Here is a 22197-nt window from a genome sequence, read left to right on the forward strand (position 1 = left end):
AATCTTAAAAGGAAATTTCGCAAGTGTCGCAGGAAACTGGAAACAAGCCTCAACAAATGATATCATTCATATCAGCAGTAGTCCAGTAAGTTATGGTTCTGGCACAGATAAAGTGCTAAGTTCTATTACGTTAGATCATCCAATACCTGGTGGAAATATTCACAATGGCTTTACCTCTGGTATAGTTGATGCAGCTGGTGATCATTATACAAGCTCTTATAGCACAGTAGCAAAAAGTGATGACACTTATTATGTGAGTGGTATCTTATCTGATTCATATAATGGAGTGGGACGGTGGCCAGCTTTTAGTGTTATCTTTATTCCTAAAGGAATTGTCGGTGTACCAGGAAGCGATATTTCAAAAGACAGGATTGTAACCAGTTATCTTGCTAATCCAGATACTCGACTTTCAACTACAACTAGTACAGCGGTTTGGTATAAACAATAAAAAATAACTTCCATCAAATTTGGTGGAAGTTATTTTAATAAGAATACGAATTAAAATTTCAAAAATCCTGTATGATAAGAAATTGCTCCATTCAAATCATAAGTCAAGATTTTATCAAGTGAAGTATCAGCAAGCTCGCTATCCCAAGTCATAGCAGGATTTGAACCCTGTAGAGTTTTTCCATCAGCTGAAATATTTGCCGCATCTCCACAAATCATCATCTGACTTTCTTGCAAATAAAAACTTGCGTGTCCGGGAGTGTGACCAGGTGTGAAAATAGTCTCAATGCCACCACAAAAGTCAAGAACTTCGCCATCTTTGAGCGTTTTATTGACAGGAAGTTGAGCAACAGCAAAACCATCTTTGAGCATCGTGTAAAAAGGTAAATCATTATCTGTGAAACTACCATCTCGTTTTTTCTGTTCCAATTTATCCAGTTTCGTTGGCACTTTGCGCCCGTCAATAAAGGCAGCGTCCACTTCATGAGCATAAACCTTAGCCTGAGGAGCCAGAGCCAACAGTTCACGACAACCACCGATGTGGTCAACGTCTTGGTGCGTCAAAATAATATCTGTCACATTAGAAATATCAAATCCAGCTTTTGTTATCTCATCAACAATAAAAGAGGCAGTATGAGGAAATCCTGTATCAAATAGTACAAGATGACTATTATCCCAAGTCAATGTTGGATAAATAATCGAAAAATTATCTCCACGGGGAATTTTTACTTCTAACATTTCTACATTTTCTGCAATTTTCATATTTTTTCCTTTCAAAGAGAAGTTTCATAATTTCATTATAAAATAATTTTTCATAAAAAGTAAAATTGACAAACTTTGGAAAATATATTTTTGACAGAACTGCTGTAGGAGGTAGAGAATTTATTCTCAGCCTTCTCGGACAGAGTGAACTTATAGCGAAGTTGTAATTTTATATCTCTGTCAAAAAATATTTCCGAACAATAAATCTAAAAAAAGGAAATTAAAACACCCATAACTTCCTATTTCCAAACAATCACGGTAAAATAAGAGTATCAAAAGTTTTTGACAGGCTGAGAATAAATTCTCTAGTTTTTTGACAGTTCTGTCAAAAATATTTTTCAAAAGAAAGTAGGAAATCATGGCAAAAAGAGCGCTTATCAGTGTTTCAGACAAAACAGGAATTGCAAGTTTTTCGTCAAATTTGACGCAACTCGGCTGGGAGATTATCTCAACTGGAGGGACAAAAAAAACACTTGATGAAGCTGGCATCAAAACGCTTGCTATCGAAGAGGTTACAGACTTTCCAGAAATGATGGACGGTCGTGTCAAAACTTTGCATCCACTGATTCACGGAGGACTTTTGGGACGACGTGATATTCCCGAACATTTGGAAGCGATGACAGCGCACAATATCCAACCGATTGACCTCGTCGTTGTCAATCTTTATCCTTTCAAAGAAACCTTGCTCGCAGGAGGCAGCTACGATGAAATGATTGAAAAAATCGACATTGGAGGCCCGTCCATGCTCCGCTCTGCTGCGAAAAATCATGCTTTTGTGACCGTTTTGACAGACCCATCAGACTATGAAAAAGTTTTGATAGAACTGTCAAAAAATGGTGAGACCACATTAGAGACGAGAAAAGCGCTCGCCGCCAAAGTTTTCCGCCATACAGCCAGCTACGATGCACTCATTGCCCAGTACCTTGGCAATCAGATAGGCGAAAAAGACCCAGAAAGCACTACTTTGACTTACGGTGTCAATCAACGTTTGCGTTACGGAGAAAATCCTCAACAGGGTGCTGTCTTCTACCAAACGGCACTTCCAACGAGCTACTCGATTGCCGAAGCCAAACAACTTAACGGCAAAGTTCTCAGTTTTAATAACATTCGTGACGCTGATGCAGCGATAAAAATTGCGCGCGATTTTACGGAGAAACCAACAGTTGTTGCTCTCAAACACATGAATCCTTGCGGTATCGGGACAGCGGATAGCATAGAAAAAGCTTGGGATTATGCTTACGAAGCAGATTCTGTGTCGATTTTTGGCGGGATTGTCGTCCTCAATCGAGAAGTTGATGCAGCCACCGCTGAAAAAATGCACCCAATTTTCCTTGAAATTATCATTGCGCCAAGCTATTCAGAAGAAGCCCTAAAAATCCTTACCACGAAAAAGAAGAATCTCCGGATTCTCCAACTTGACTTTTCACAAGCAGAGGCAAGTAAAAAAGAAATGGAATACACGGGCGTTCTCGGTGGACTTCTCGTGCAACAACAAGATGTGATTGAAGAAAATCCTGAAAATTGGACAGTTGCCACACAAACACAAGCCAGCACACAACAATTTGAGGCCCTAAAATTCGCTTGGAAAGCAGTCAAATTTGTCAAAGCAAACGGCATTATCGTAACGAACGAGCATCAGACACTTGGTGTCGGTCCTGGACAAACAAACCGCGTCGGTTCAGTCAAAATCGCTCTCGAAGCAGCTGCAACACATGGAAATCTCACAGAAAATGGCGCTGTTCTCGCTTCGGACGCATTCTTCCCATTTGCCGACAATATTGATGAAATCGCAAAAGCAGGTATCACAGCAATTATCCAACCCGGTGGCTCAATCCGCGACCAGGAAGTCATTGATGCTTGTGATAAATATGGGATTGCCATGATTTTCACCAATGTCCGTCATTTCAGACATTAAAAAATAAAAAAATTTAAGACAGATTTTTTCAATAAAATTTGTTAAAATAAAGCCATGACAGTATTACTTTTTGACATTGATAACACACTTTTAGACTTTGATAAAGCCGAATACAATGCACTTGGCAAGCTTTTTGCAAGCTATCATATCACAGATACACAGGAAAATAGAAGCATTTATTCTCAGGTGAATAAAGGATTGTGGCGCAGACACGAAGCCGAAGAAATCTCCAGACAAGAACTCCTTTCAACACGCTTTATTAAAGCCTTTGAAGCACTCGGCGCATCCGCAGACAAGGACGGTTATAGCATTGACCTTGAATATGAGCATTTTTTGTCACAAGGACATGAGTTGATGGGACACGCTTCAGAGCTATTAACCGCGCTTTCCTCTCAACATCAAGAGATGTATATCGTGAGTAATGGCACTTCACGTGTCTCTCGGCCAAGGATTGTTGAGTCAGGCATTTCCTCTTATTTTCAAGAAATATTTATCAGCGAAGAAGTCGGGGCACACAAGCCAGCAAAAGCTTTCTTTGACTATGTTTTTGGACATATTGACCATGCAAATGAGAAAGAATTTGCGATTGTCGGTGATTCATTGACGACAGATATTCAAGGTGGAAAAAATGCAGGGATTAAAACCATTTGGTACAATCCGAAACATTTGCAAATGAACGGTTCAGTCATTCCTGATGTACAGATTGAAGATTTATTAGAAATTACCCAACTTATCAACTACAAGTAAAAAGAGAAAAAGCTATTTCCGAACAATAAAATAGTTAAAATTGAGAAAGTTCCTTTGGGACTTTTTCTTTTTGGCGCTTTATTTTAAGATAGAACTAGAAGAACTGTGAGGTGAAAAATGAAGTTTTTAGTAATTGGTAGCGGAGGTAGAGAGCATTCACTAGCTAAGAAATTTAGTGAAAGTCCTTTGATAGAGCAGGTTTATTGTGCGCCGGGTAATGTGGGCATGACACGAGATGGGATTAAAACGATAGCTATTTCCGAACTTGATAATGAAAAACTTGTCAAATTTGCGCAAAAGGAGAACATTGACTTAACATTTGTAGGTCCTGAAACAGCTCTTGTCAATGGCGTAGCTGATGCCTTTGAAAATGCAGGATTACGCATTTTTGGACCTAAAAAAGCCGCAGCTGAGATTGAGGGGAGCAAGGATTTTGCCAAATCTTTAATGAAAAAATATGCGGTACCGACCGCAGATTATGCGACCTTTACAGCTTTAACGCCAGCGCTTGATTATGTTCGAGAAAAAGGTGCGCCGATTGTGATTAAAGCAGATGGCCTGGTAGCTGGAAAAGGGGTCACAGTGGCTTTTGAACTTGCGGTGGCTGAAAAAGCTTTGCAAGATATTTTTAGTGATGAAAATGGCAAAGTGGTTATTGAGGAATTTTTGGATGGTGAGGAGTTCTCATTGTTCAGTTTTGTCCACGATGGACGGATTTATCCGATGCCGATTGCGCAAGATCATAAGCGCGCCTTTGATGGTGATAAAGGGCCAAATACAGGCGGAATGGGCGCTTATTGTCCTGTAAGTCACATTTCACAAGATGTGATTGATGAGGCGATTGAAAAAGTTGTCAAGCCAACGGTTGGGGGACTGATTGCTGAGGGACGGAGTTTCACGGGCGTGCTTTACGCAGGACTGATACTGACAAAGACAGGAGAGGTCAAGACGATTGAGTTTAATGCGCGCTTTGGCGATCCTGAGACACAGGTCGTATTGCCACGTTTGACGAGTGATTTGGCGCAAGCGTTGCTTGATATTTTGGACGGACGTGAGCCAGAATTAACTTGGCTGGAACATAGTGTGACACTTGGTGTTGTGGTTGCTTCAGACGGCTATCCTGCAAGTGCGACAAAGGGTGTGATTTTGCCTGACATCCCTCATGATTTGGATGTTTATTATGCTGGTGTGGCTGACAATGAAGCAGGACAACTTGTAAGCAATGGTGGACGCGTTTATCTAGTTGCTGAGACGGGAGCTGATGTAGCGAAGACGCAGCAGGCAGTTTATGGAAAATTAGATAAATTGGACAATACAGGGCTATTTTATCGGCATGATATTGGGGCAAAAGCTGTGAAATAATTTTTGACAGGGTACAAACTTACAACTTCGTTATAAGTTCACCCTGTCCGAGAAGGCTGAGAATAAATTCTCTAGCCCCTTCGGCAGCCCTGTCAAAAAGTGAGAATGAGTTGATTTTTGCATCAGCACGTCCTATTCGTGATATGTTGCCCTTGCTTTCGGACTTTCCAGATAATTTTTTGATTGGTGGTAACGGTTCGATTGTTCGGAATAAGGGAAAGATTGAAGTGGTTCAAACGATTGACTTTGACGATTTTGAACAAATCAAGGAGTTGATTAAACAGCATGATTTGGATTATTTGGTGGATTCAGATTGGAATTATTCACTGAGAAATCGAAATGATAAAAAAGCAAACATTAATGAAAAAGTTGATGCAGGTCGTTTAGCTAAAAATGTACTTTTGATAGAGCTGTCAGAAATTATCAAGTGCAATTTATTAAATGTGGAGCCATCAAAAATTTTGACAGAACTGTCAAAACTTAATGTCGAGATTGTCCAGCATGAAAATACAGCATCACTTGATATCACAGCAAAAAACATCAATAAATACAGAACATTTCGCGACTATTTTCCAGAAGAAGCTTATATCGCTTTTGGCAATGATACCAATGATGTAGAATTACTGAAACACGCAGCGCTATCTGTCGCTGTTGGCAAAAACCGAACATTAGAGTTCGCAGATATCCATGTCAATAAAAATAAAATTTTAGATGTTCTAAAGGAGAAAAAATGGCAGAATTAGCAATTATTATGGGCTCAAGCTCAGATTGGACAACAATGAAATGTGCGGCAGACTTGTTGGACGATTTTGGCGTAGAATATGATAAAAAGGTCGTTTCAGCACATCGTACGCCAGAACTCATGGCAGAATTCGCCCACGGTGCGCGCGCAGCAGGTTACAAAGTAATTATCGCAGGTGCGGGCGGAGCTGCGCATTTGCCAGGAATGGTCGCCGCGCAAACGACAGTCCCTGTGATTGGAGTGCCTGTAAAGTCACGTGCGCTATCAGGACTTGACAGTTTGTATTCGATTGTCCAAATGCCAGCTGGTGTCCCCGTAGCAACGATGGCGATTGGCGAGAGCGGTGCGAAAAATGCAGCACTCTTTGCAGTACAAATGTTAGCAGTTCATGATGAAGCTTTGCATAAAAAACTGATTGACTACCGTGAAGCAGCGAAAAAAATGGTTGAAATTTCCAATGGACAGCTGATTTGATTTTTGATAGCTTTATCAAAAAAATAAGTAAAATCCGAACATTGTTTCGGCTTTTTTAAACTTTGACAGCTTTGTCAAAAATATTTCCGAACAAAAGAATTATAATAAAAGTATAGAAAAAACGCTAAACGGAGGTTTGCAAAGTGGCAAATAGGAAGAAAATAATCGGAATTATTGGTGGCGGTCAACTCGGTCAAATGATGGCTATTTCCGCACAATATATGGGACACAAAGTGATTACGCTTGACCCAAATTCCCACTGTTCGGCGGCAAAAGTGAGCGATGAGATGATTGTTGCGGATTATGAAGATGTTGAAGCGCTCCTCAAGCTGGCTTATGCCTGTGATGTGATTACTTATGAGTTTGAAAATGTCTCCGCCACAGCGCTCCATGAAATCGAAGATTGTGTCAGTATTCCGCAGGGGATTCAGATGCTCGAAATCACGCAAAATCGCCGTTTTGAGAAAGAATTCCTCGCGAGTACAGCTGTAAAAATCGCTCCTTGGAAATTGATAAGTTCTGCTCAAGATTTGCCATCAGAAGTGACTAAAAAACAAGTTTTGAAGACGACAACAGGAGGTTATGATGGACATGGGCAGGTCGTTTTGCGGACAAACGCAGATTTAGTAGAGGCACGTGATTTGGCGGACCATGCGGAATGTGTTTTGGAAGATTTTGTTTCTTTTGAACGCGAGATTTCAGTGGTTATCAGTGGGAATGGCAAAGATTTCGTCACTTTTCCATTGTGTGAAAATGAACATTGGGAAAATATCTTGCATCAGACGATTGTTCCCGCGCGCGTCAGTCCAGAAATCGCTGAAAAAGCCCGCCAAATGGCGCTTGATATTGCTGAAAAGCTAGAGTTATCAGGTACTTTGTGCGTAGAGATGTTTTTGAGCGCAGACGGCGAAATCTTTGTGAATGAATTAGCGCCAAGACCACATAACAGTGGACATTTCAGCATTGAAGCTTGTGATTTTTCACAATTTGATTTGCATATTAAGGGAATTTTGGGAGAAAAATTACCTGAACCAGAACTTTTGAAGTCTGCAATAATGCTGAATATTCTTGGACAACATCTTGCACCGAGTGCCTCCCTGCTTGAAAGTCACCCTGACTGGCACATTCATGATTATGGTAAACCCGAAGCCAAGCACAATCGGAAAATGGGGCACGTCACAATTTTGACAGATGATTTTGAGCAAACACTAGAAGAAATCAAAGCAACGAATATTTGGTAATAATTATAAAAATTTTTGATAAAACTATCAAAAATTTTTTCGTTTTTAAGTTTGAAACTTATTCCAAAATGAAATCGTTTTCTAAGAAAAATGTTATAATAAAAAGAGTACAATAAGAAAGCGAGTGAAATTATGTCACTTTTAACGATTGATATTGGTGGAACAAGCATCAAATATGCTCTTTTTGAAGCAGGGGAACTCAGTGAAAATGCTGCTTTTGCAACACCTGAAACTCTTGAAGATTTTTATGAGGAATTGAGCAAAGTAGTCACAGAATTTAAGAAAAATCACAAACTTGACGGTGTAGCAATCAGCGCGCCTGGCGCGGTCAATAAAGTAACGGGTGTGATTGAGGGCGCGAGTGCCTTGCCTTATATTCACAATTTCGATATTCACAGTGAACTAGAAAAACGCTTTGGCTTGCCTGTTTCTATCGAAAATGATGCCAATTGTGCGGCACTTGCCGAAGTCAAATTTGGTGCAGCGAAAGGACTGGAAAACGTTCTATTTCTCGTGCTGGGGACAGGCGTTGGTGGCGCCGTTGTCACAAACGGCACAATTCATCACGGCAAACATCTTTTTGGTGGAGAATTTGGCTTCATGATGATGGATGAGGAACATTCATTTTCAGATCTTGGCACGACGATTCGCATGGCAGAACGTTACAACGAGCGAACAGGTAAAAATTTAGACGCGATTGCGATTTTTGAAAAAGCCTTCGCGGGCGACGCACTAGCGCAAGAAGAAATGGATATTTTCACTTTCAATGTCGCAAAAGGAATTTTCAATCTGACCTATTCATTTGATCCTGAGCGCGTGATTATTGGCGGTGGCGTTTCACAAGCAGATTGGCTGCTTCCTGAACTTGATAAGCAGTTCTCAAAGATTATGACACGCATTGATATTGCTCCATTTAAGCCTGAAATTGCCGTTTGTCAGTATCGAAATAATGCAAATTTAATCGGAGCAGCAGCAGATTTTGCCACAACTTTTGAAAAATAATTTTTAAAATAAAAAATACTGAATAAAATCAGTATTTTTTTAGTAGCCCATTGCTTCCTTAACCTTTTCAGTTTGTTCCGTCGATGTCAACATTTCCAATAACTTAAAAGCAACATGAACAGCAGTTTCAGGACAATAAGAAGTGATAATATTTTTATCTACGACAATCGGTTTATTGACAACATTAACTCCAAATTCTCGAAGTTGTTGTTGACGATGACCTTGCGATAAATGATAAGTTGTCGCCGTACGGTTGTTAAGCACACCACTTTTACCAAGCGCCAAAGCAGCCACACAAATCGAAGCAATAATTTTTCCTTTTGCATCAAATTCTCGGATTAAATCAGAAAATCTAGCGTCATACGCTTCTTCGTAGAAGCCAAATTCCTCAAAACCACCAGGAATTGCGAGCGCATCATAATCATCAACATTGATTTCATCAATAGTTGTATCAGCAAGGACAGGAATATTAAAGGTACTCATCACCTGCTTTTGAAAAGCGCAAGTCGTGACTTGAACATCATAGCCAAAATCGTTACGCGCCCAACCCATCACATCAACGAAAACAGAAAACTCCATTGTCTCAAAACCTTTAGCCAAGAAAACCAGTATTTTCATTTATTTCTCCTAAATTCTCTCTCAAATATTTATAAAAAGTGCTAAAGCAAGTTTTTCCTTTTAACTCAAAATACACTCAATTTAAAAAACTTCCAGATTTTTATCTGTCATTTATTATATCAAAAATTCAAACTTTTCATGCAATCTTGATGCAGAGGGAAAAAAACTTTGTCTATGTTAATTTATAATTATTAGTTGGAGAAAGTAGAACTCTGACTTCATTCGCAGGGGAGATATACAAAAAAAGAGAGTTATGCTTTTTTATTAAAAGAAGCTAATACCATCATTAGAAATTACTAAATGAGAGTATTGTTTTGTTTGCTATTCTGCTTAGGCAGGGCTGTTCCCCAAGGAGTTGGATAAAGTATAGATATCTGGGCATTTTTAACAGGAATTGTCCCAAATAATATCTTTCTAGCACTTTCCGCAAATAATCTCCTTACTCTTTTTCAAATAAAAGAATGTTATTATATAGAGTGGAATTCAGATGATATAAATGTTTAAAAAACTATCAAAATATTTTGATAGTTTTTTACTATAAAGAAAGCTAAAAAATCACAAATCGCTCAACCATGGGCATAAAATCGCTCAAAATTTGAACGCAACTCAAAAATTCACAAAAAAATTCACAAAATGGCGTATTGAACAGCGCAAAAATTTTTGAGCCTTATCCTATATGAGGTTAAACGACAAAAAGTCTTCTCTGAACCAATTAAAAGCTTGGGAGAGAAGACTTTTTAATATCTCCTTATTCAGATGAAATTTTAACGTATAACGATTGACGTAGAAAACCAAAAGAGGTATAATAAATCAAAAGTAAAAATTGAAAGGAGTCGCGCTCATGGAATCCGCCCTCGTCTATACCCTCTTTGCCATTCTCTTCCGCCTCATTTTCTTAGCCCTCAAACTGGTGGTTGGTCTTATCAAAGTAATTTTTAAAGCCCTCTGGTTCATTCTCAAACACCTTGGAATGGGAATCAGTCACCCTGGCACTAAGCCTGCTTAATAAAAAATGAAAGGACATCAAAAAATGATGATTACAACACTCGACGCACTGCGCGTCATTCAAAACAATACTCAAGCCACCTTTACCTTTCCGCTCTATGACGTTTTGTCTGGCAATACCAAAACTGCTCCCAAAATTCCTACGCTTGAGGCAGGGAGTGAGACCATTTGGCTCATGGCTAACGGCATTATTGTTCCAAACAGTCATTATGACCTTGTGGGCTTTCTACGCGACCTCTGGGACGACGTGGCGGAAATAAAAATGAATGGCAAAGTCATCGCCCAACGTGCCGCTTATGGAAAGCCAATGGAGGCACTTGATGAGACACTCTTTAAGCCAGACGCTTATGACGACCTCATTGAAACTGACCTTGTAGGGGAAAAGACAAAGCGTGAAATCGTGGTGGGTGATTTGACAGAAGAAGCGGCGGTTTCACTCATGCGAGGCTTTATCCGCTCACAGGAGAAATAGTCATGGCGAGACCCAATCAATACCATGCGGTGGTGGAACCAAAACTAGAAGACATTAAAGCCTTACGCAAACAAGGCCTGTCGCTTGAAAAAATCGCACAAAAGTTAGACCTGAAATTGAGACAGTTGACCTATTATCGTAAGAGTTTCCCAGACTTAGACGAGGCGCTGAATACCCCGTCCGATGAAGTCAAGCAAACCGAGCGCTCTGCCTATTTCAACCGCCAAAAGAACTACAACTCCTTGCGAAGTTTCATTCGCACCCAGTCCACCCCAGAAGAACGTGAGGAATATTTCCGCCTCATCTTAGAAAAAGCGGATCAAAGTGAAGTCAGGCGTTTTAAAGCTATGATTTCAGACTTTGATAAACAACACAACGCCAAAATTGAGAGCTAGAAGAAGCGTGGTTTAAAACAACCGCGCTTTTTGTGTCCCTCAAGGCACGCGTCCGAGGTGACGTTAAACCAGACGTTAACGGTCAAGGTTTTACTTGGCCGTTTTTTCATGCTTACTTTTCATAGAAAGGATTTTTTATGTCACACACAAAACGCAAAAACCATGCTCCGTGGTTGATTGCAGGAAGCAGCTTAATGCTCCTGACGTTAGGCGGCGTGCTTAGTCTTCAGGCGGATTCCAACCCCAAATCCCAGCTTTCTACACCCCCTTCCATTGCCCAAGCCACCAAGCGTTTCGCTCCTTTTGCCAAACAAACGGCTTATGTCAAAGCCGCGAGTGATGAGAAAGCTTTAGCGGCCACACGAAAACTTTCCAAAGCTGGGAAAATCAAAGGCGGCGCACTCACACTCACTCTAAAAGCAACGACGGCTAAAGAGATTACGGAAAACGCCCAACAGGGAATGGCTGCTGAAAGTCAGTCTTTTAACTCCAAGGCAGGACAAGCAGAAGCTAAACGCCTTGACAATCAAGCCCATTCCCTAGGCATTGACACTTTGAGTAAATGGGCGATAAGCGCACAAGAGCTTGCGACCCTACAAAAAGGGCAAACCTTTAGCGCGTATGTCACGAAGCTAAAACAGGATGCCAACTGGGAGAATTGGTCGCCTGAGATGCAGGAGCTGTTTGAAAGTGGGAATGCACCGTTAGACGCGACCATTCACATCACGCCAAAAAAAGGAGAGACCGCCTCAAGCTCGTCTGCGGTTGAAAACCTCCAACAAATTTACTCAGGCGAACTGGTTAAGTTTATCCCGCTTGCTGAGCGAGGGAAAATTTTTAATGCGACAGGACTCAAAAAGTTCAGTCAAACACCTTTCGTGGACGCAAGTGGCGACGCCGCAGTCTTCTTAAAGGCCAAGACCATGCAGGGCAAAGCCTCCACACAAGCCCTGCTTACCCAGATTTTGAAAGCCAAGACTTTAGATGAAGCCATGCACACCTCTCTTGAACAAGAATTGAAAGCAAAGGCACCAGCCGTAGAAACTCTTCCTGATTTCTTGGGTGGCTTAGTGGCGCACGCCGATAGTACCAACTTTAGTGCTTCTGGGAGCGGCTGGGTGATTCAAGCAGACGGGAATTTTACGGCTACCAGTAACCAAGCCACCGATTATTTCATCAATGACCCCAGCGGCGACGGCGGTGGTTGGGTTCTGGCACCTAACGGACGCTATTATCCCTCTTACTGTATTGATATTGCGGACGGTGGAGCCAATGAATCGTCTAGTTACGTCTTAAATACCGTCAATAACGGCAATAATGGACTAACGAGTGGCGCTAATGCAGGCAATATCGCCAACCTCCTCCCGTCTGATCCGACCAGTTTGAACGACTTAATGGACTTGCTCTATGCCGCAACAGAAGTCGCCATAGCGGGAAACAGTCAAGGGGTGGACGCAGGGACCGCCCAAAACTTGACGGCGAATGTGGCGGCGGTTGAAGAAGCTTTGAATGCGACGCACGGCACCTTTGGTTCTTTTGCCAAGATGACGGACGGTCAAATCATGTCGCAAAGCTCATGGGCGGGCACTTGGATTGGGGACAACTGGTCAAAGATTACCGTTCAAATGACGAGCGATCAAAAGAATGCCCAAGGGACGGCAGGACCGAGTGCAACGAGTAACGACCTGACGATTATCGGCATGGGAAATGCGGACACCAAAATTAAAGCGCCTGATGCGTCAAGCTTGTCTGAAAAACTTCCCCTTAAAAGCTCAGATGGGAACGCAGAGCTCTACGTGGGAGACAATGGCGACCTTTGGGTCAAGGCCTTAAAGCCAACAAACGGGACAGTAACTTTTCCAAAGCTTGAAACCAAAGGCACTGCAGGCACTTCGCTAGGCACCGCGCCTTTTTATATTGCGGATAAAGCCAATAACGCAGAAGGGGCTGGTCTTCAAACACGCCTCGCCCCCGTTGGTCTATTCAAAGCAGGGACTCCTGCACCAGGTGTGATTAACGTATCCATTAAAATGCTTGCCATGGGCGAAAACAAAGGGCAAAAAGTCCAAAGTACCGCGTCTTATCCGACAGGGCTGTCGCAAGCAGGCGCGGTCTTAGAAGTGGAGAATGTCGCCACAGGCAGATGCCTGAAAGCAACGGACGCGATTGATCCCGATGATCCGATTAAGGCAAGCAGTGGCACTTTAACCACAGGAAGTGATGGGAACTTGCAACTGGAGGTAGGTGCTGACGGAAAGTATGGCCTCATCAATCTCCCTATCGCAGACGATAAAGGTAATTTCGACACTTATCGCTATGTGGAAGTCAAAGCCCCTAAAGGCGAAGCATTGAGCGCGCCTGATGAAAAAGGGACCTTTAGCTTTTCGGCAGATGATACGATAGATAGCGCAACCCACAACCTTGAAACACCAGAGACCCGTATTCAGGACCGTCCAATGGTCGAAACAGGCATTGCCAAGATTGACGCGGATACCAACTATCAAGGCACCAACGGAAAACCCGATTTGTCGGGTGCTGAGTTGAGCTTGTATGTGAAAACGTCTGATTCAGGAATCACGGTCATTAATGGACTGACTAAATCTGGTACCTTTGTCCTCGTTAAACAAAATCAAGGGATTGATCCAAACACGGGAAAAAGCGCTGCGGTGGTCTTGTCTGCGGACGCACACTATGCGCCAAACGCCAATGGAAATATTGTGCTTGTGACAAATCAAGATGGGCTGGCAGGAAAAGTAATGAATCTTGCTCTGCCAAGTGCCGATGATTTATTCTGGTTTGAAACGAAAACGCCCAAAGGTTTTGCGAATAACCCTGATGGACTCTCAGAACACTTTGAAAGCAGTAATGCCATTGATGCCGCAAATAATAATTTTGAAGATGACCATAAAAACAGCGGCACGATTTCAGATAAACCGATGCTTGCGCTTAGCTTAGACAAAAACTCGACGAATGCGGAATTTGATGCAGTGCTAGGCAAAGCGACCTATGAGGCGGTCGATGATCAAGGCATCCCCCTCACAGTCAATGAGGGATTAGACCCTAAAACAGGCGCGACTGCTGATATTGACGTCACAACGGGCACACTGGTTAAAAATGACCAGCAGCTCTTGGAGGTGGAAGCGACAAACGAGGGGAAAATCGCTCTGCAAAACATTGATGGGACGAAGGTCTCAGGAAACCTACATTTTGTGGAAGAGAACCCAGCGGATGGCCACGCAAAGAGTAACGTCAAAGTGAATGAAACGATTAAGCCTGACACTTACAGTTCAGATGGCACCAACTTTGAAGCCAATGCCACAACAACCGATAAACCCATGGGGGAGCTTGCTTTAACCAAGATTGATGCCGACACCAAGTCAAGCACGACCCAAGGGGCGGCGCGCTTACAAGGCGCTACATTAGGGATTTACGCTGAAACCTCCACAAGTGGCACAACCGTGATTGAAGGCGTGACCTATTCTGGAACCTTAGTGCCCGTTGCACAAAGTGCAGGGGTCAATCCTCAAACGGGTGAGCCTGCTCCAGTAAACCTTTCAAATGGGGGAACCTATGCCAAGGACGCGAACGGAAAGGTTGTCTTGATGTCGGATACGAAAGGTAACTTTGGCGAGGTTCAAAATCTGGACTTGTCGCAAAACCTGACCTATTACGGGATTGAACTTCAAGCGCCTTATGGCTATACTCGCAGCACCAAAGCCCACGTCTGGCACTTCACTAAGGACGCTAAAGTGGATAGCGCAAGCAATAACTACGAAGATAGTGACGACCTCAAAGGCACGATTGCGGATCGCGTGGTGGATTTTGACTTCATGTTTGATAAAGTCGCAGGCGATAATGGGGCGACAGGATTGAAAGGTTCAGGCTGGACGCTCACACCAGTTGCTGGAACAGCCACCGCCGCAAATGCCGAAAATACCCTTGGAAAATTTAATAACAGCGAGCAAACCAATCTGATTGGACGGGATACCATGATTTCGCCAGACACTGGCTTAGCAACCCCTGTCACGAAAGTCAGCCAGCTCTATCTTGGTGCGACTCAGCTATCCCATAACTTCACAGACCCCCAAGGGGCGCTAGAAACAGGCATGGTGGAGTTTGACCATGTGCAAGCAGGCAAATACATTGCCAGTGAAACAACGGTGCCTGGCGGCGAAATCAAGGCCCATGACATGGAAGTGGATATTTTACCAGACGGAACGCCAAATGGTGCGCCTGATGACTATGAGTTCAAAGTGACAGACGAAACCACCCACCATGTCCTAACCGACCAAGACATTCCAGTGGCATATGATCCGACAAAAGAAGGGTTGCTGCTCTTAGATGATAATAACCTCCTCGGTAAATTCAATCTCGGACAGATTAAGGACAATCCGATTGTTCCACCAACGCTTACCACGAATGCTTTTGATGAGGCGACCAATAAAACCACGCTTGGGATCGGTCAAGTCACGATTGGCGATAACGTCACGGCAACGAATGTTGCGAGCGCTAAAACCTTGACAGGTGTCTTGGTGGATAGCTCTGGCAATCCAGTTAAGGACAATGCAGGGAATGTGATTCAAAAAAGTGAGACCGTGTCGGCAGATAATCAAGGCAATCTGAATACGTCACTTGTTTTACCACCTTTTGATGATGAAGCTGTGCCTAATGCTAAGTTTACCGTTGAAGAAACATTGCTTGATGAAACAGGCAAAGTTTTAGTGGAAGATAAAAATTACCAAAATAACCCGACGGAAACCGTCACGGTAGGTAAAGTGCCAACCTTTAGCACACAACTCTCGGATAACGTCATTCAATTTGGGAATAATGTACTCCAAGATAAAATTTCAGGCAGTGGCTATGAACCTAACCAACAAGTCCAAATTAACGTGGACGGTATGGTGGATTCAAGTACCAATAAAGTGCTCCCTGCTACAGGCAGTGCTGTTTTAACGGCGAATGATGAGGGACACCTTTCAGGCGAAGTCTCGGTTAACGTAGCGATTTCTGACGCAAGCCTCGCAGGACACAATCTGACGGCGCTAGAATCCGCCTTTTTAGTCATCAACGGTAAAACCAGTACCAAGCCTGTCGCTAAAGCCGATAACCCCACCGATAAGAATGAAACAGGCACGGTAACCAAAGTCCCTGATGGGGCAACTCAAGTAAGTATCGCAACGGTACAAGTGGGCGAAAATACGATTGAGGATAACTACCAAAGCTCAAACGGCAGTTATGTTTCAGGCACGCAAGTGTTGGTAAAAGCAGGCGAATGGGACGTGACCAAAAACAAAGCCATTTCCGCAACGGGAGAAGCGACCCTTACCGCAGATGAGAATGGGAAGCTTGATGGAAAAATTCCTGTGACCTTTACCTTCGATAATTCTGAAATGGGCGATACCATTGTCACAACAGAAACAGCTTATTTAGTAGTCGATGGCAAGCCCAGCGCAAACCCTGTGGTCGTGAATGATAGCCACACGGATCAAAAGGAAATGGTTCAATTACCCGAATTTCAACCCCACAAAGAAGATAACCTCATTGCAGGAACGGATAAGAATGGTAAGCTATCCCTGACCACTGTTTTAGAAGACTTGCAAGAGCTTGAAGATGATCGTCAAAACATCTCCAATTTTGCCCTCACCAATCAAAACTGGGATTTGACAACGGATGAAACATCGCAGACTTATCAAGCAGAAGTGGCAACCACCGAGAAAAATCCAGCAGTTAACCGTCCAGAGCAGAATCGCAAGATGAATAACAACAACCGCAATGTGCTGCTTGGTCAAAGCTATGACTTTCCTTTGATGTTGGACGTGCGTAATTTGAACCAATCAGCCCAAGAAACGGAAATTCAAATGACCGACCTTTTGCCCACGCAATACTTGAACCTTTTGCTGAATCAGGTAACGATCCGAAATAGTGAAGGTAAGGTCCTTGACCCGAATCTTTATACCGTGACCGCAGGAAAAGAAACCAACGGCAAGACACCGATTACGATTGCTTTTAAGGCCACCAAGGAAGTCAAAGACACGAACGGTCAAACCGTTAAAATTGTGGACACCACCAAAATCCCGCTGGGTGAGCGCTATTTCATTGATTTACCCGTTTCTGTCAAAGACAGCACCCCAAATGGTACCAAAATTGTCAATACGGCAAACGAAACGCTGCTTGATACAACGGGACATTCGGTGACGAAAGCAACCGAAACCCGTCAAAATCAAGTGGTCACGCCAAGCGGCAGTACAAAGGTTGAACAGAACACCCTAAAACCTGTTAAAGAGGCAACTTACGTGGACGACTGGACAAGTGATAAAGAGCGTCCGCTCACGGTTGGTCAAACCTATACAATCAAAGTTCCAGGCTTTATCTGGGATAAAACGACCAATCAAGAAGTGAAAGCGACAGGCAGCGTGATTTTTGTGGCGACTGCCCCCGTCATGACGGTTAAAATTCCTGTCAAATTGGATGCAAGTGGTCTTGCAGGGCATGATTTAGTCACAATGGAAGATTTATTCATGAAAGATGCCACAACGAAAAAGGACATCAAAGTTGCCGAGTTTCGGGATAAAAATGCGGCGTCTGAAACGGTTCATGTGGAAAAGCCAAGCGTTCCGCAAACGCCGCAAAGCCCACAAGCACCCAAGACCCCCTTACAAGTCCTCACGAGTGTCTTACCTAAAACAGGCGATAAGGGTGGGGGACTCTTAGTGGGACTGGGTACTCTTGTTCTTCTAAGTGTGGCCGTATTAAAACGTAAAGCGATTGTTAGTCTGAAGCGTAAGCTGCGCCGTAAATTAAAAAAATGAAAGGAGCGAAATGGAAAAAATCAACTATCAAAGGTACACAAGTAATCGTGAGAAGTCAATTCCTTTTGAAGTGGGCGCACATCTAGCGACGATTAAACGCGTCAGTCTCAAAGAGACCAAATCGGGACTTGAAAAGTTAGTCTTGTTGCTAGAGGGCGAGAGCGGAGAAACAGGCTTTTATTACTTGACCTTTAATAATTTTGTCGGAGAAAACCTCAACCTCATTTTAACCAGCATTGATGATAATGGAGAAGAAATTCCCCAGATGTCCTTTGGTTATGATGAGGCGACCGCTCAATTTTTAACGGGAAAGGAAGTCTATATCAAAGTCGGAATGGAAACCTATCAAGGAGAACAACGCTCGGTCATTAAGACGTTTCTCAACCAAGAAGAATTTGATTTTGCGACAAACTTTGAGGACGGCTAGTCCTCATTTAGTAGAAGTTCAAACAACGTTTTAGGCAGTTTTCGACTGCCTTTTTTAAATTTAAAGGAGAACATAATGTCAGAAGTACAGAAAATTATTACCGCGATTGGGGCCATTATTACCGTAGTGGGGCTCATCTCAATCTTGATTAACTTTAACACCATGCGAAAAGGGCTTTCTTATGACCGCCCTGAAGAAGTCGATAAAGGCGTTTCAGGCATGTTAATGGGTGGCATTATTGCAGGAGGTGCAGCAACGATTGCGGCAGCCGCCGTGGCTGCCCTCTCCCTCATTCAATTTTAAGGAGACATCATGAACTATACAACCGATACAGTCAAGCAGATTTTTAAGAACCTGCATGACTATAATCCCGTTGTGAGTGGTGTGATTGATAAAGTCACAAAAGTCTTGATTCCCATTTCTCTTGCCCTCTTGGCGATTTTGTTCATGGTAGAGTGGTTAGAGTTTAGAAAGCAACTCATCAAAGAGGGAGGAACGCCCACCATGGAGTTGCTGGCAAACTTGGCTATCAAATATCTCATGGCCTATGCCTTGATTATGCTTTCGCCCTATATTGTAGATGGCGTGATTTGGCTGGGCATTCAGATTTCCGAATGGATCAATTCGGTCATGCCCTCGCAAAATCTCAAAACCACCATTCCAACGATTAAAGGCTCGATTGCGTGGTATGAAAAGCCCTTCCTCTATGTCCTCATGGCGATTGCCCAAGTCGTGGATTGGTTAGGCTCATGGATCACGAGTATCATTGTTTATCTGCGCGCCTTGACCCTCTTCTTTTATAAAGGACTAGCGCCTTTGATGGTCGTCTTCTTTATGAATGATGAACTGAGAAGCATTTCACTAGGCTTTCTCAAGCAGTTAGGGGCGCTGGTGATTCAAGGGAGCTTGCTGATTCTCATTATTGGGATTTATCCTGCGATTGTGAGTAGCGATTTTCTAACCGTGAGTGCAAGCAGCGACTTTTTAAGTAACGTCGGCGCTTTTTTTACGGTCATTGGAAAAGCCGTCATTTTCATCTTACTCATCATCGGCTCGCAACGCCTCGCGAATAAATTGATGGGGGTACTTGGCTAATGGCACAATCAGAATTTTATAAAGACTTATCCAAAATCGAAAAGAAGTATCATGGGATTTCACTCAAAAAAATCAAAATTGGCTTTCAATTCTTTGGGATTACGCTGATTGCCCTTGCGGAATCGTTCTTGGTTCCCGATTGGGCCTTTTATTTAGTGACACTTCCCACAGCCCTTCTTTTAGGAACCATTCCAGCACTGGATTACATGGATAAATGGAAAAGGGTCAAACGAAAACTCGAACTCTTTTTTGTTTATGAAGACAATTTTTACACCACAGGTCAGATCAGGAGGTATGAGGCCAATGAATTTATTGAAAAAGACAACGTTCGCGAAACAGGAGACTTCCTCCTTAGCGAAACACCGAACCACGCGTTCTAAGAAAAAAGCCAATCCCAACAGTATGCACCGCATTAAATACACCAGTCAATTTGAAAATGGACTCATGCACATTGTGGGACAAGAAAGTTCCAAAATGTATCGCTTGGGGGAATTGAACTATGAAATCTCTGATGATCACACGCAAGACAATACGGTGATTTCTTATGTGGAAGCCCTGAATACCCTTAACCAGAACGCTCGCTACCAACTCTATATTACCAATCGGAAAGTCAAAGCCAGTAGCTTAGAACACGTCCTGCATGACTACCAAGGCGATGAGAATGATAGTTTACGCATAGAGATGAATACCGTCATTCAAACCCAACAAAAAACAGACCCCAAGAATTTTACAGCAACCAAGTATGCGATTTTTACCACCAAGGCAAGAACGCTTGCAATCGCCAATCACGAACTAGATAAATTGAACACCAATTTCATCAACCGCTTTGATTCAAAAGACGTGAAGCTCACAAGTCAACCGCTCACAGGGATTGAACGTTTGGAAGTCATGAGTGACCTGTTAAGACCCAATCACCCTTTTACCACAAGCTACCAAGACATCGCACTGTCAAATCTGCCAAGTAAAGCCTTTATTGTGCCGAGTCATTTGAAATTTCCCAATGGTGCAGATTTCTTTCGAGTTGGTAAAAGATACGCCCGTGTCTTCTACGTCCGCGAATTTCCAAAATACTTAGAGGACAAGTTGATTAAAGAGCTTTGTGGCGCAGGCATCGAGATAGACATTAGCCTGCATGCCCAAACCTACGATATGGTTAAAGCAAGACGTGACATTAACACCAAAAAGACCCTCAATCGGTCAGAAATTCGTAAGCAACAACGCAAAAACTTCAAACGAGGCTTTTCAGACGATGACATTTCTGGCGAAGAAAGTGAAATCCAGTATGCGGCTGAGGGACAGTTGAATGCCTTTAAGGAAGAAGGACAAAAACTTTTTTCAGGGATTTTTGCGGTCTATCAAGCAGCGGACACCAAAGAGGAGCTAGACAAAAACACCGAAACCATTCTAGGGATTGGTCAAACTTATGATGTGGAATTTGAAGCGGTGGAGCAGTATAACGAAGAAGCCTTGAATACCATTCTCCCGATTGGCAAACCCTATCTGGATGTGGAGATGAACTTCATGCGTGATATGACTTCTCTTAATGTCGCAACGCAAATTCCATGGTCCAACATCAACCTATTAAGCAAAAATGGGCTTTTCTATGGACGTAACCAATTGACCCATAACATGATTAGTGTCAACCGCCTCAAAGACTTGATTACACCAAGCGGCTTATATCTTGGCTCATCGGGTTCAGGCAAGGGCATGACCGTCAAGTGGGAAATGCTCAATGTCTTGTTGAAATGGCGCAAGCACCGCTTGATTATTGTGGACCCAGAAAGTGAATACCTCAAAATCGCCAAGCGTTTCGGGGCAGAAATCTTAGATATTTCAACAGGCACGCCGCACCACTTGAACATCTTAGATTTGGTCGATAAAAACCTCTTAAAAGCAGAAGACCGTAATGTGGACTTGATTAAAGAAAAAACCAATCTTCTCTCTAGTCTCTTTGATAGCCTCTTAAAATCCTTTAGTGATGCCGAGGAAACCATGGTCGATCGCGTGACGCGTTTGACTTATGAACGCTATTCAGAACCGACACTGGTCGAGTGGCACAAGGTGCTCTTAGAACAACCCGAAGAATTGGCTAAAAACTTTGCGACAAAAATTGAACGCTTTACGATTGGCTCGCAGGATATTTTTGCCCACAAAACCAATATTGACTTGAATGCCCGCTTTGTCGTCTTTAATATCAAGCAGTTGGACCCACGGCTTAAACCCTTTGCCATGAAAGTCATTCTGGATCAGATTTGGAAGCAGGTGGTTTCAGGGCAAGGCAAAGTTACGACCCACTTGTACTTTGATGAATTGCAGCTGATGTTTAATGATGAAGCCACCGCGCAATGGTTCTCAGGCCTCTGGTCACGTGTCCGTAAATATGGCACCGTCACGAACGGCATTACCCAAAAGGTAGGGACCCTCTTAAACTCTGAAGCGGGGCGCGCCATGATTACCAACAGTGAGTTTATTGTTCTCCTCCGCCAAAAGATTGATGACATCAATCGCCTGCGTGAAGTCATGACCTTAAGCCCACAGCTGGTGAAATACGTACAAGAAACGGCCCCACAAGGCACAGGTTTGATTTACGCAGGAGGCACGATTGTGCCTTTTGAAAACCCGATTCCAAAAGACACGGCACTCTTTGAGTTGATGAACACCGACGCAAACGCCGCCTAGAGGGA

19 protein-coding genes are annotated in these 22197 nt (G+C 43.0%); 17 read left to right on the forward strand and 2 right to left on the reverse strand.

Going from position 1 to position 22197, the window contains the following annotated elements; translation table 11 throughout:
- Positions 1–448 (forward strand): hypothetical protein (locus KJS36_RS05890; protein WP_213535646.1); only part of this gene is annotated, 448 nt, incomplete at its 5' end.
- 50 nt (positions 449–498) lie between these two features.
- Here the strand turns inward: KJS36_RS05890 and KJS36_RS05895 are convergent.
- Entirely contained in the window at positions 499–1209 is a 711-nt protein-coding gene (locus KJS36_RS05895) for an MBL fold metallo-hydrolase (protein WP_213535649.1), read from the reverse strand.
- Positions 1210–1567: 358 nt separating this feature from the next.
- Between KJS36_RS05895 and purH the strand changes: the two genes are divergently transcribed.
- The 7 genes from purH (at position 1568) to KJS36_RS05930 (ending at position 8692) form a co-directional block, all read left to right on the forward strand.
- On the forward strand, positions 1568–3124 hold the full coding sequence (purH, locus tag KJS36_RS05900; protein WP_213535654.1) for a bifunctional phosphoribosylaminoimidazolecarboxamide formyltransferase/IMP cyclohydrolase: 1557 nt from the start codon (positions 1568–1570) through the stop codon (positions 3122–3124).
- 54 nt (positions 3125–3178) lie between these two features.
- Positions 3179–3871, forward strand: a complete 693-nt coding sequence (locus KJS36_RS05905; RefSeq protein ID WP_213535665.1) for a YjjG family noncanonical pyrimidine nucleotidase — start codon at positions 3179–3181, stop codon at positions 3869–3871.
- A gap of 117 nt (positions 3872–3988) precedes the next feature.
- Complete coding sequence (gene purD, locus KJS36_RS05910) at positions 3989–5233, forward strand: phosphoribosylamine--glycine ligase (RefSeq protein WP_213535666.1); 1245 nt, start codon at positions 3989–3991, stop codon at positions 5231–5233.
- Positions 5234–5322: 89 nt separating this feature from the next.
- Positions 5323–5976, forward strand: a complete 654-nt coding sequence (locus tag KJS36_RS05915; RefSeq protein ID WP_280520333.1) for an HAD hydrolase family protein — start codon at positions 5323–5325, stop codon at positions 5974–5976.
- On the forward strand, positions 5964–6449 hold the full coding sequence (gene purE, locus KJS36_RS05920; RefSeq protein WP_213535671.1) for a 5-(carboxyamino)imidazole ribonucleotide mutase: 486 nt from the start codon (positions 5964–5966) through the stop codon (positions 6447–6449). The genes KJS36_RS05915 and purE overlap by 13 nt, the downstream gene beginning before the upstream one ends.
- 143 nt (positions 6450–6592) lie before the next feature.
- Positions 6593–7690 carry a 5-(carboxyamino)imidazole ribonucleotide synthase gene (gene purK / locus KJS36_RS05925; protein WP_213535675.1) on the forward strand — a complete coding sequence of 366 codons (1098 nt, stop codon included), beginning with the start codon at positions 6593–6595 and terminating at the stop codon, positions 7688–7690.
- 132 nt (positions 7691–7822) lie between these two features.
- A complete protein-coding gene (locus KJS36_RS05930; protein ID WP_213535680.1) occupies positions 7823–8692 on the forward strand; it encodes an ROK family protein in 870 nt (289 codons plus the stop codon).
- A gap of 39 nt (positions 8693–8731) precedes the next feature.
- On the opposite strand, the gene KJS36_RS05935 is transcribed toward KJS36_RS05930, so the two are convergent.
- A complete protein-coding gene (locus tag KJS36_RS05935; RefSeq protein WP_213535685.1) occupies positions 8732–9310 on the reverse strand; it encodes a DJ-1/PfpI family protein in 579 nt (192 codons plus the stop codon).
- A gap of 841 nt (positions 9311–10151) precedes the next feature.
- Between KJS36_RS05935 and KJS36_RS05940 the strand changes: the two genes are divergently transcribed.
- The 9 genes from KJS36_RS05940 to KJS36_RS05980 all read left to right on the forward strand — a co-directional run bounded on the left by KJS36_RS05940 (position 10152) and on the right by KJS36_RS05980 (position 22192).
- The gene (locus KJS36_RS05940; protein WP_213535690.1) at positions 10152–10316 is read left to right on the forward strand and encodes a hypothetical protein; all 165 of its coding nucleotides are present in this window, start codon (positions 10152–10154) and stop codon (positions 10314–10316) included.
- A gap of 24 nt (positions 10317–10340) precedes the next feature.
- A complete protein-coding gene (locus KJS36_RS05945; protein ID WP_213535693.1) occupies positions 10341–10787 on the forward strand; it encodes a hypothetical protein in 447 nt (148 codons plus the stop codon).
- A 2-nt stretch (positions 10788–10789) separates the two neighbouring features.
- On the forward strand, positions 10790–11182 hold the full coding sequence (locus KJS36_RS05950; RefSeq protein ID WP_213535694.1) for a hypothetical protein: 393 nt from the start codon (positions 10790–10792) through the stop codon (positions 11180–11182).
- A gap of 137 nt (positions 11183–11319) precedes the next feature.
- Positions 11320–17991 (forward strand): LPXTG cell wall anchor domain-containing protein, encoded by a 6672-nt coding sequence (locus tag KJS36_RS05955; protein ID WP_213535700.1) that lies wholly within the window; start codon positions 11320–11322, stop codon positions 17989–17991.
- A gap of 10 nt (positions 17992–18001) precedes the next feature.
- Positions 18002–18418 (forward strand): type III secretion system protein PrgE, encoded by a 417-nt coding sequence (locus KJS36_RS05960; RefSeq protein ID WP_213535705.1) that lies wholly within the window; start codon positions 18002–18004, stop codon positions 18416–18418.
- Positions 18419–18493: 75 nt separating this feature from the next.
- Positions 18494–18721, forward strand: coding sequence for a hypothetical protein (locus tag KJS36_RS05965; protein ID WP_023164107.1), 228 nt, complete (start codon positions 18494–18496; stop codon positions 18719–18721).
- A 9-nt stretch (positions 18722–18730) separates the two neighbouring features.
- The gene (locus KJS36_RS05970) at positions 18731–19513 is read left to right on the forward strand and encodes a hypothetical protein (RefSeq protein WP_213535710.1); all 783 of its coding nucleotides are present in this window, start codon (positions 18731–18733) and stop codon (positions 19511–19513) included.
- Positions 19513–19893 (forward strand): PrgI family protein, encoded by a 381-nt coding sequence (locus tag KJS36_RS05975; RefSeq protein ID WP_213535713.1) that lies wholly within the window; start codon positions 19513–19515, stop codon positions 19891–19893. Before KJS36_RS05970 ends, KJS36_RS05975 begins: the two co-directional genes overlap by 1 nt.
- The gene (locus KJS36_RS05980) at positions 19817–22192 is read left to right on the forward strand and encodes a VirB4-like conjugal transfer ATPase, CD1110 family (protein ID WP_213535715.1); all 2376 of its coding nucleotides are present in this window, start codon (positions 19817–19819) and stop codon (positions 22190–22192) included. The genes KJS36_RS05975 and KJS36_RS05980 overlap by 77 nt, the downstream gene beginning before the upstream one ends.
- Positions 22193–22197: the final 5 nt, after the last annotated feature.

It is taken from the genome of Lactococcus nasutitermitis (genome assembly GCF_018403765.1).
In the GTDB taxonomy this organism is placed as follows: Bacteria; Bacillota; Bacilli; order Lactobacillales; family Streptococcaceae; genus Lactococcus; species Lactococcus nasutitermitis.

Excerpts from the sequence above, each read along its gene's own strand:
- KJS36_RS05895 (WP_213535649.1), bottom strand. The coding sequence starts at position 1,209 with ATGAAAATTGCAGAAAATGTAGAAATGTTAGAAGTAAAAATTCCCCGT.
- purH (WP_213535654.1), top strand. The coding sequence starts at position 1,568 with ATGGCAAAAAGAGCGCTTATCAGTGTTTCAGACAAAACAGGAATTGCA.
- KJS36_RS05905 (WP_213535665.1), top strand. The coding sequence starts at position 3,179 with ATGACAGTATTACTTTTTGACATTGATAACACACTTTTAGACTTTGAT.
- purD (WP_213535666.1), top strand. The coding sequence starts at position 3,989 with ATGAAGTTTTTAGTAATTGGTAGCGGAGGTAGAGAGCATTCACTAGCT.
- purE (WP_213535671.1), top strand. The coding sequence starts at position 5,964 with ATGGCAGAATTAGCAATTATTATGGGCTCAAGCTCAGATTGGACAACA.
- KJS36_RS05930 (WP_213535680.1), top strand. The coding sequence starts at position 7,823 with ATGTCACTTTTAACGATTGATATTGGTGGAACAAGCATCAAATATGCT.
- KJS36_RS05935 (WP_213535685.1), bottom strand. The coding sequence starts at position 9,310 with ATGAAAATACTGGTTTTCTTGGCTAAAGGTTTTGAGACAATGGAGTTT.
- KJS36_RS05940 (WP_213535690.1), top strand. The coding sequence starts at position 10,152 with ATGGAATCCGCCCTCGTCTATACCCTCTTTGCCATTCTCTTCCGCCTC.
- KJS36_RS05945 (WP_213535693.1), top strand. The coding sequence starts at position 10,341 with ATGATGATTACAACACTCGACGCACTGCGCGTCATTCAAAACAATACT.
- KJS36_RS05950 (WP_213535694.1), top strand. The coding sequence starts at position 10,790 with ATGGCGAGACCCAATCAATACCATGCGGTGGTGGAACCAAAACTAGAA.
- KJS36_RS05955 (WP_213535700.1), top strand. The coding sequence starts at position 11,320 with ATGTCACACACAAAACGCAAAAACCATGCTCCGTGGTTGATTGCAGGA.
- KJS36_RS05960 (WP_213535705.1), top strand. The coding sequence starts at position 18,002 with ATGGAAAAAATCAACTATCAAAGGTACACAAGTAATCGTGAGAAGTCA.
- KJS36_RS05965 (WP_023164107.1), top strand. The coding sequence starts at position 18,494 with ATGTCAGAAGTACAGAAAATTATTACCGCGATTGGGGCCATTATTACC.
- KJS36_RS05970 (WP_213535710.1), top strand. The coding sequence starts at position 18,731 with ATGAACTATACAACCGATACAGTCAAGCAGATTTTTAAGAACCTGCAT.
- KJS36_RS05975 (WP_213535713.1), top strand. The coding sequence starts at position 19,513 with ATGGCACAATCAGAATTTTATAAAGACTTATCCAAAATCGAAAAGAAG.
- KJS36_RS05980 (WP_213535715.1), top strand. The coding sequence starts at position 19,817 with ATGAATTTATTGAAAAAGACAACGTTCGCGAAACAGGAGACTTCCTCC.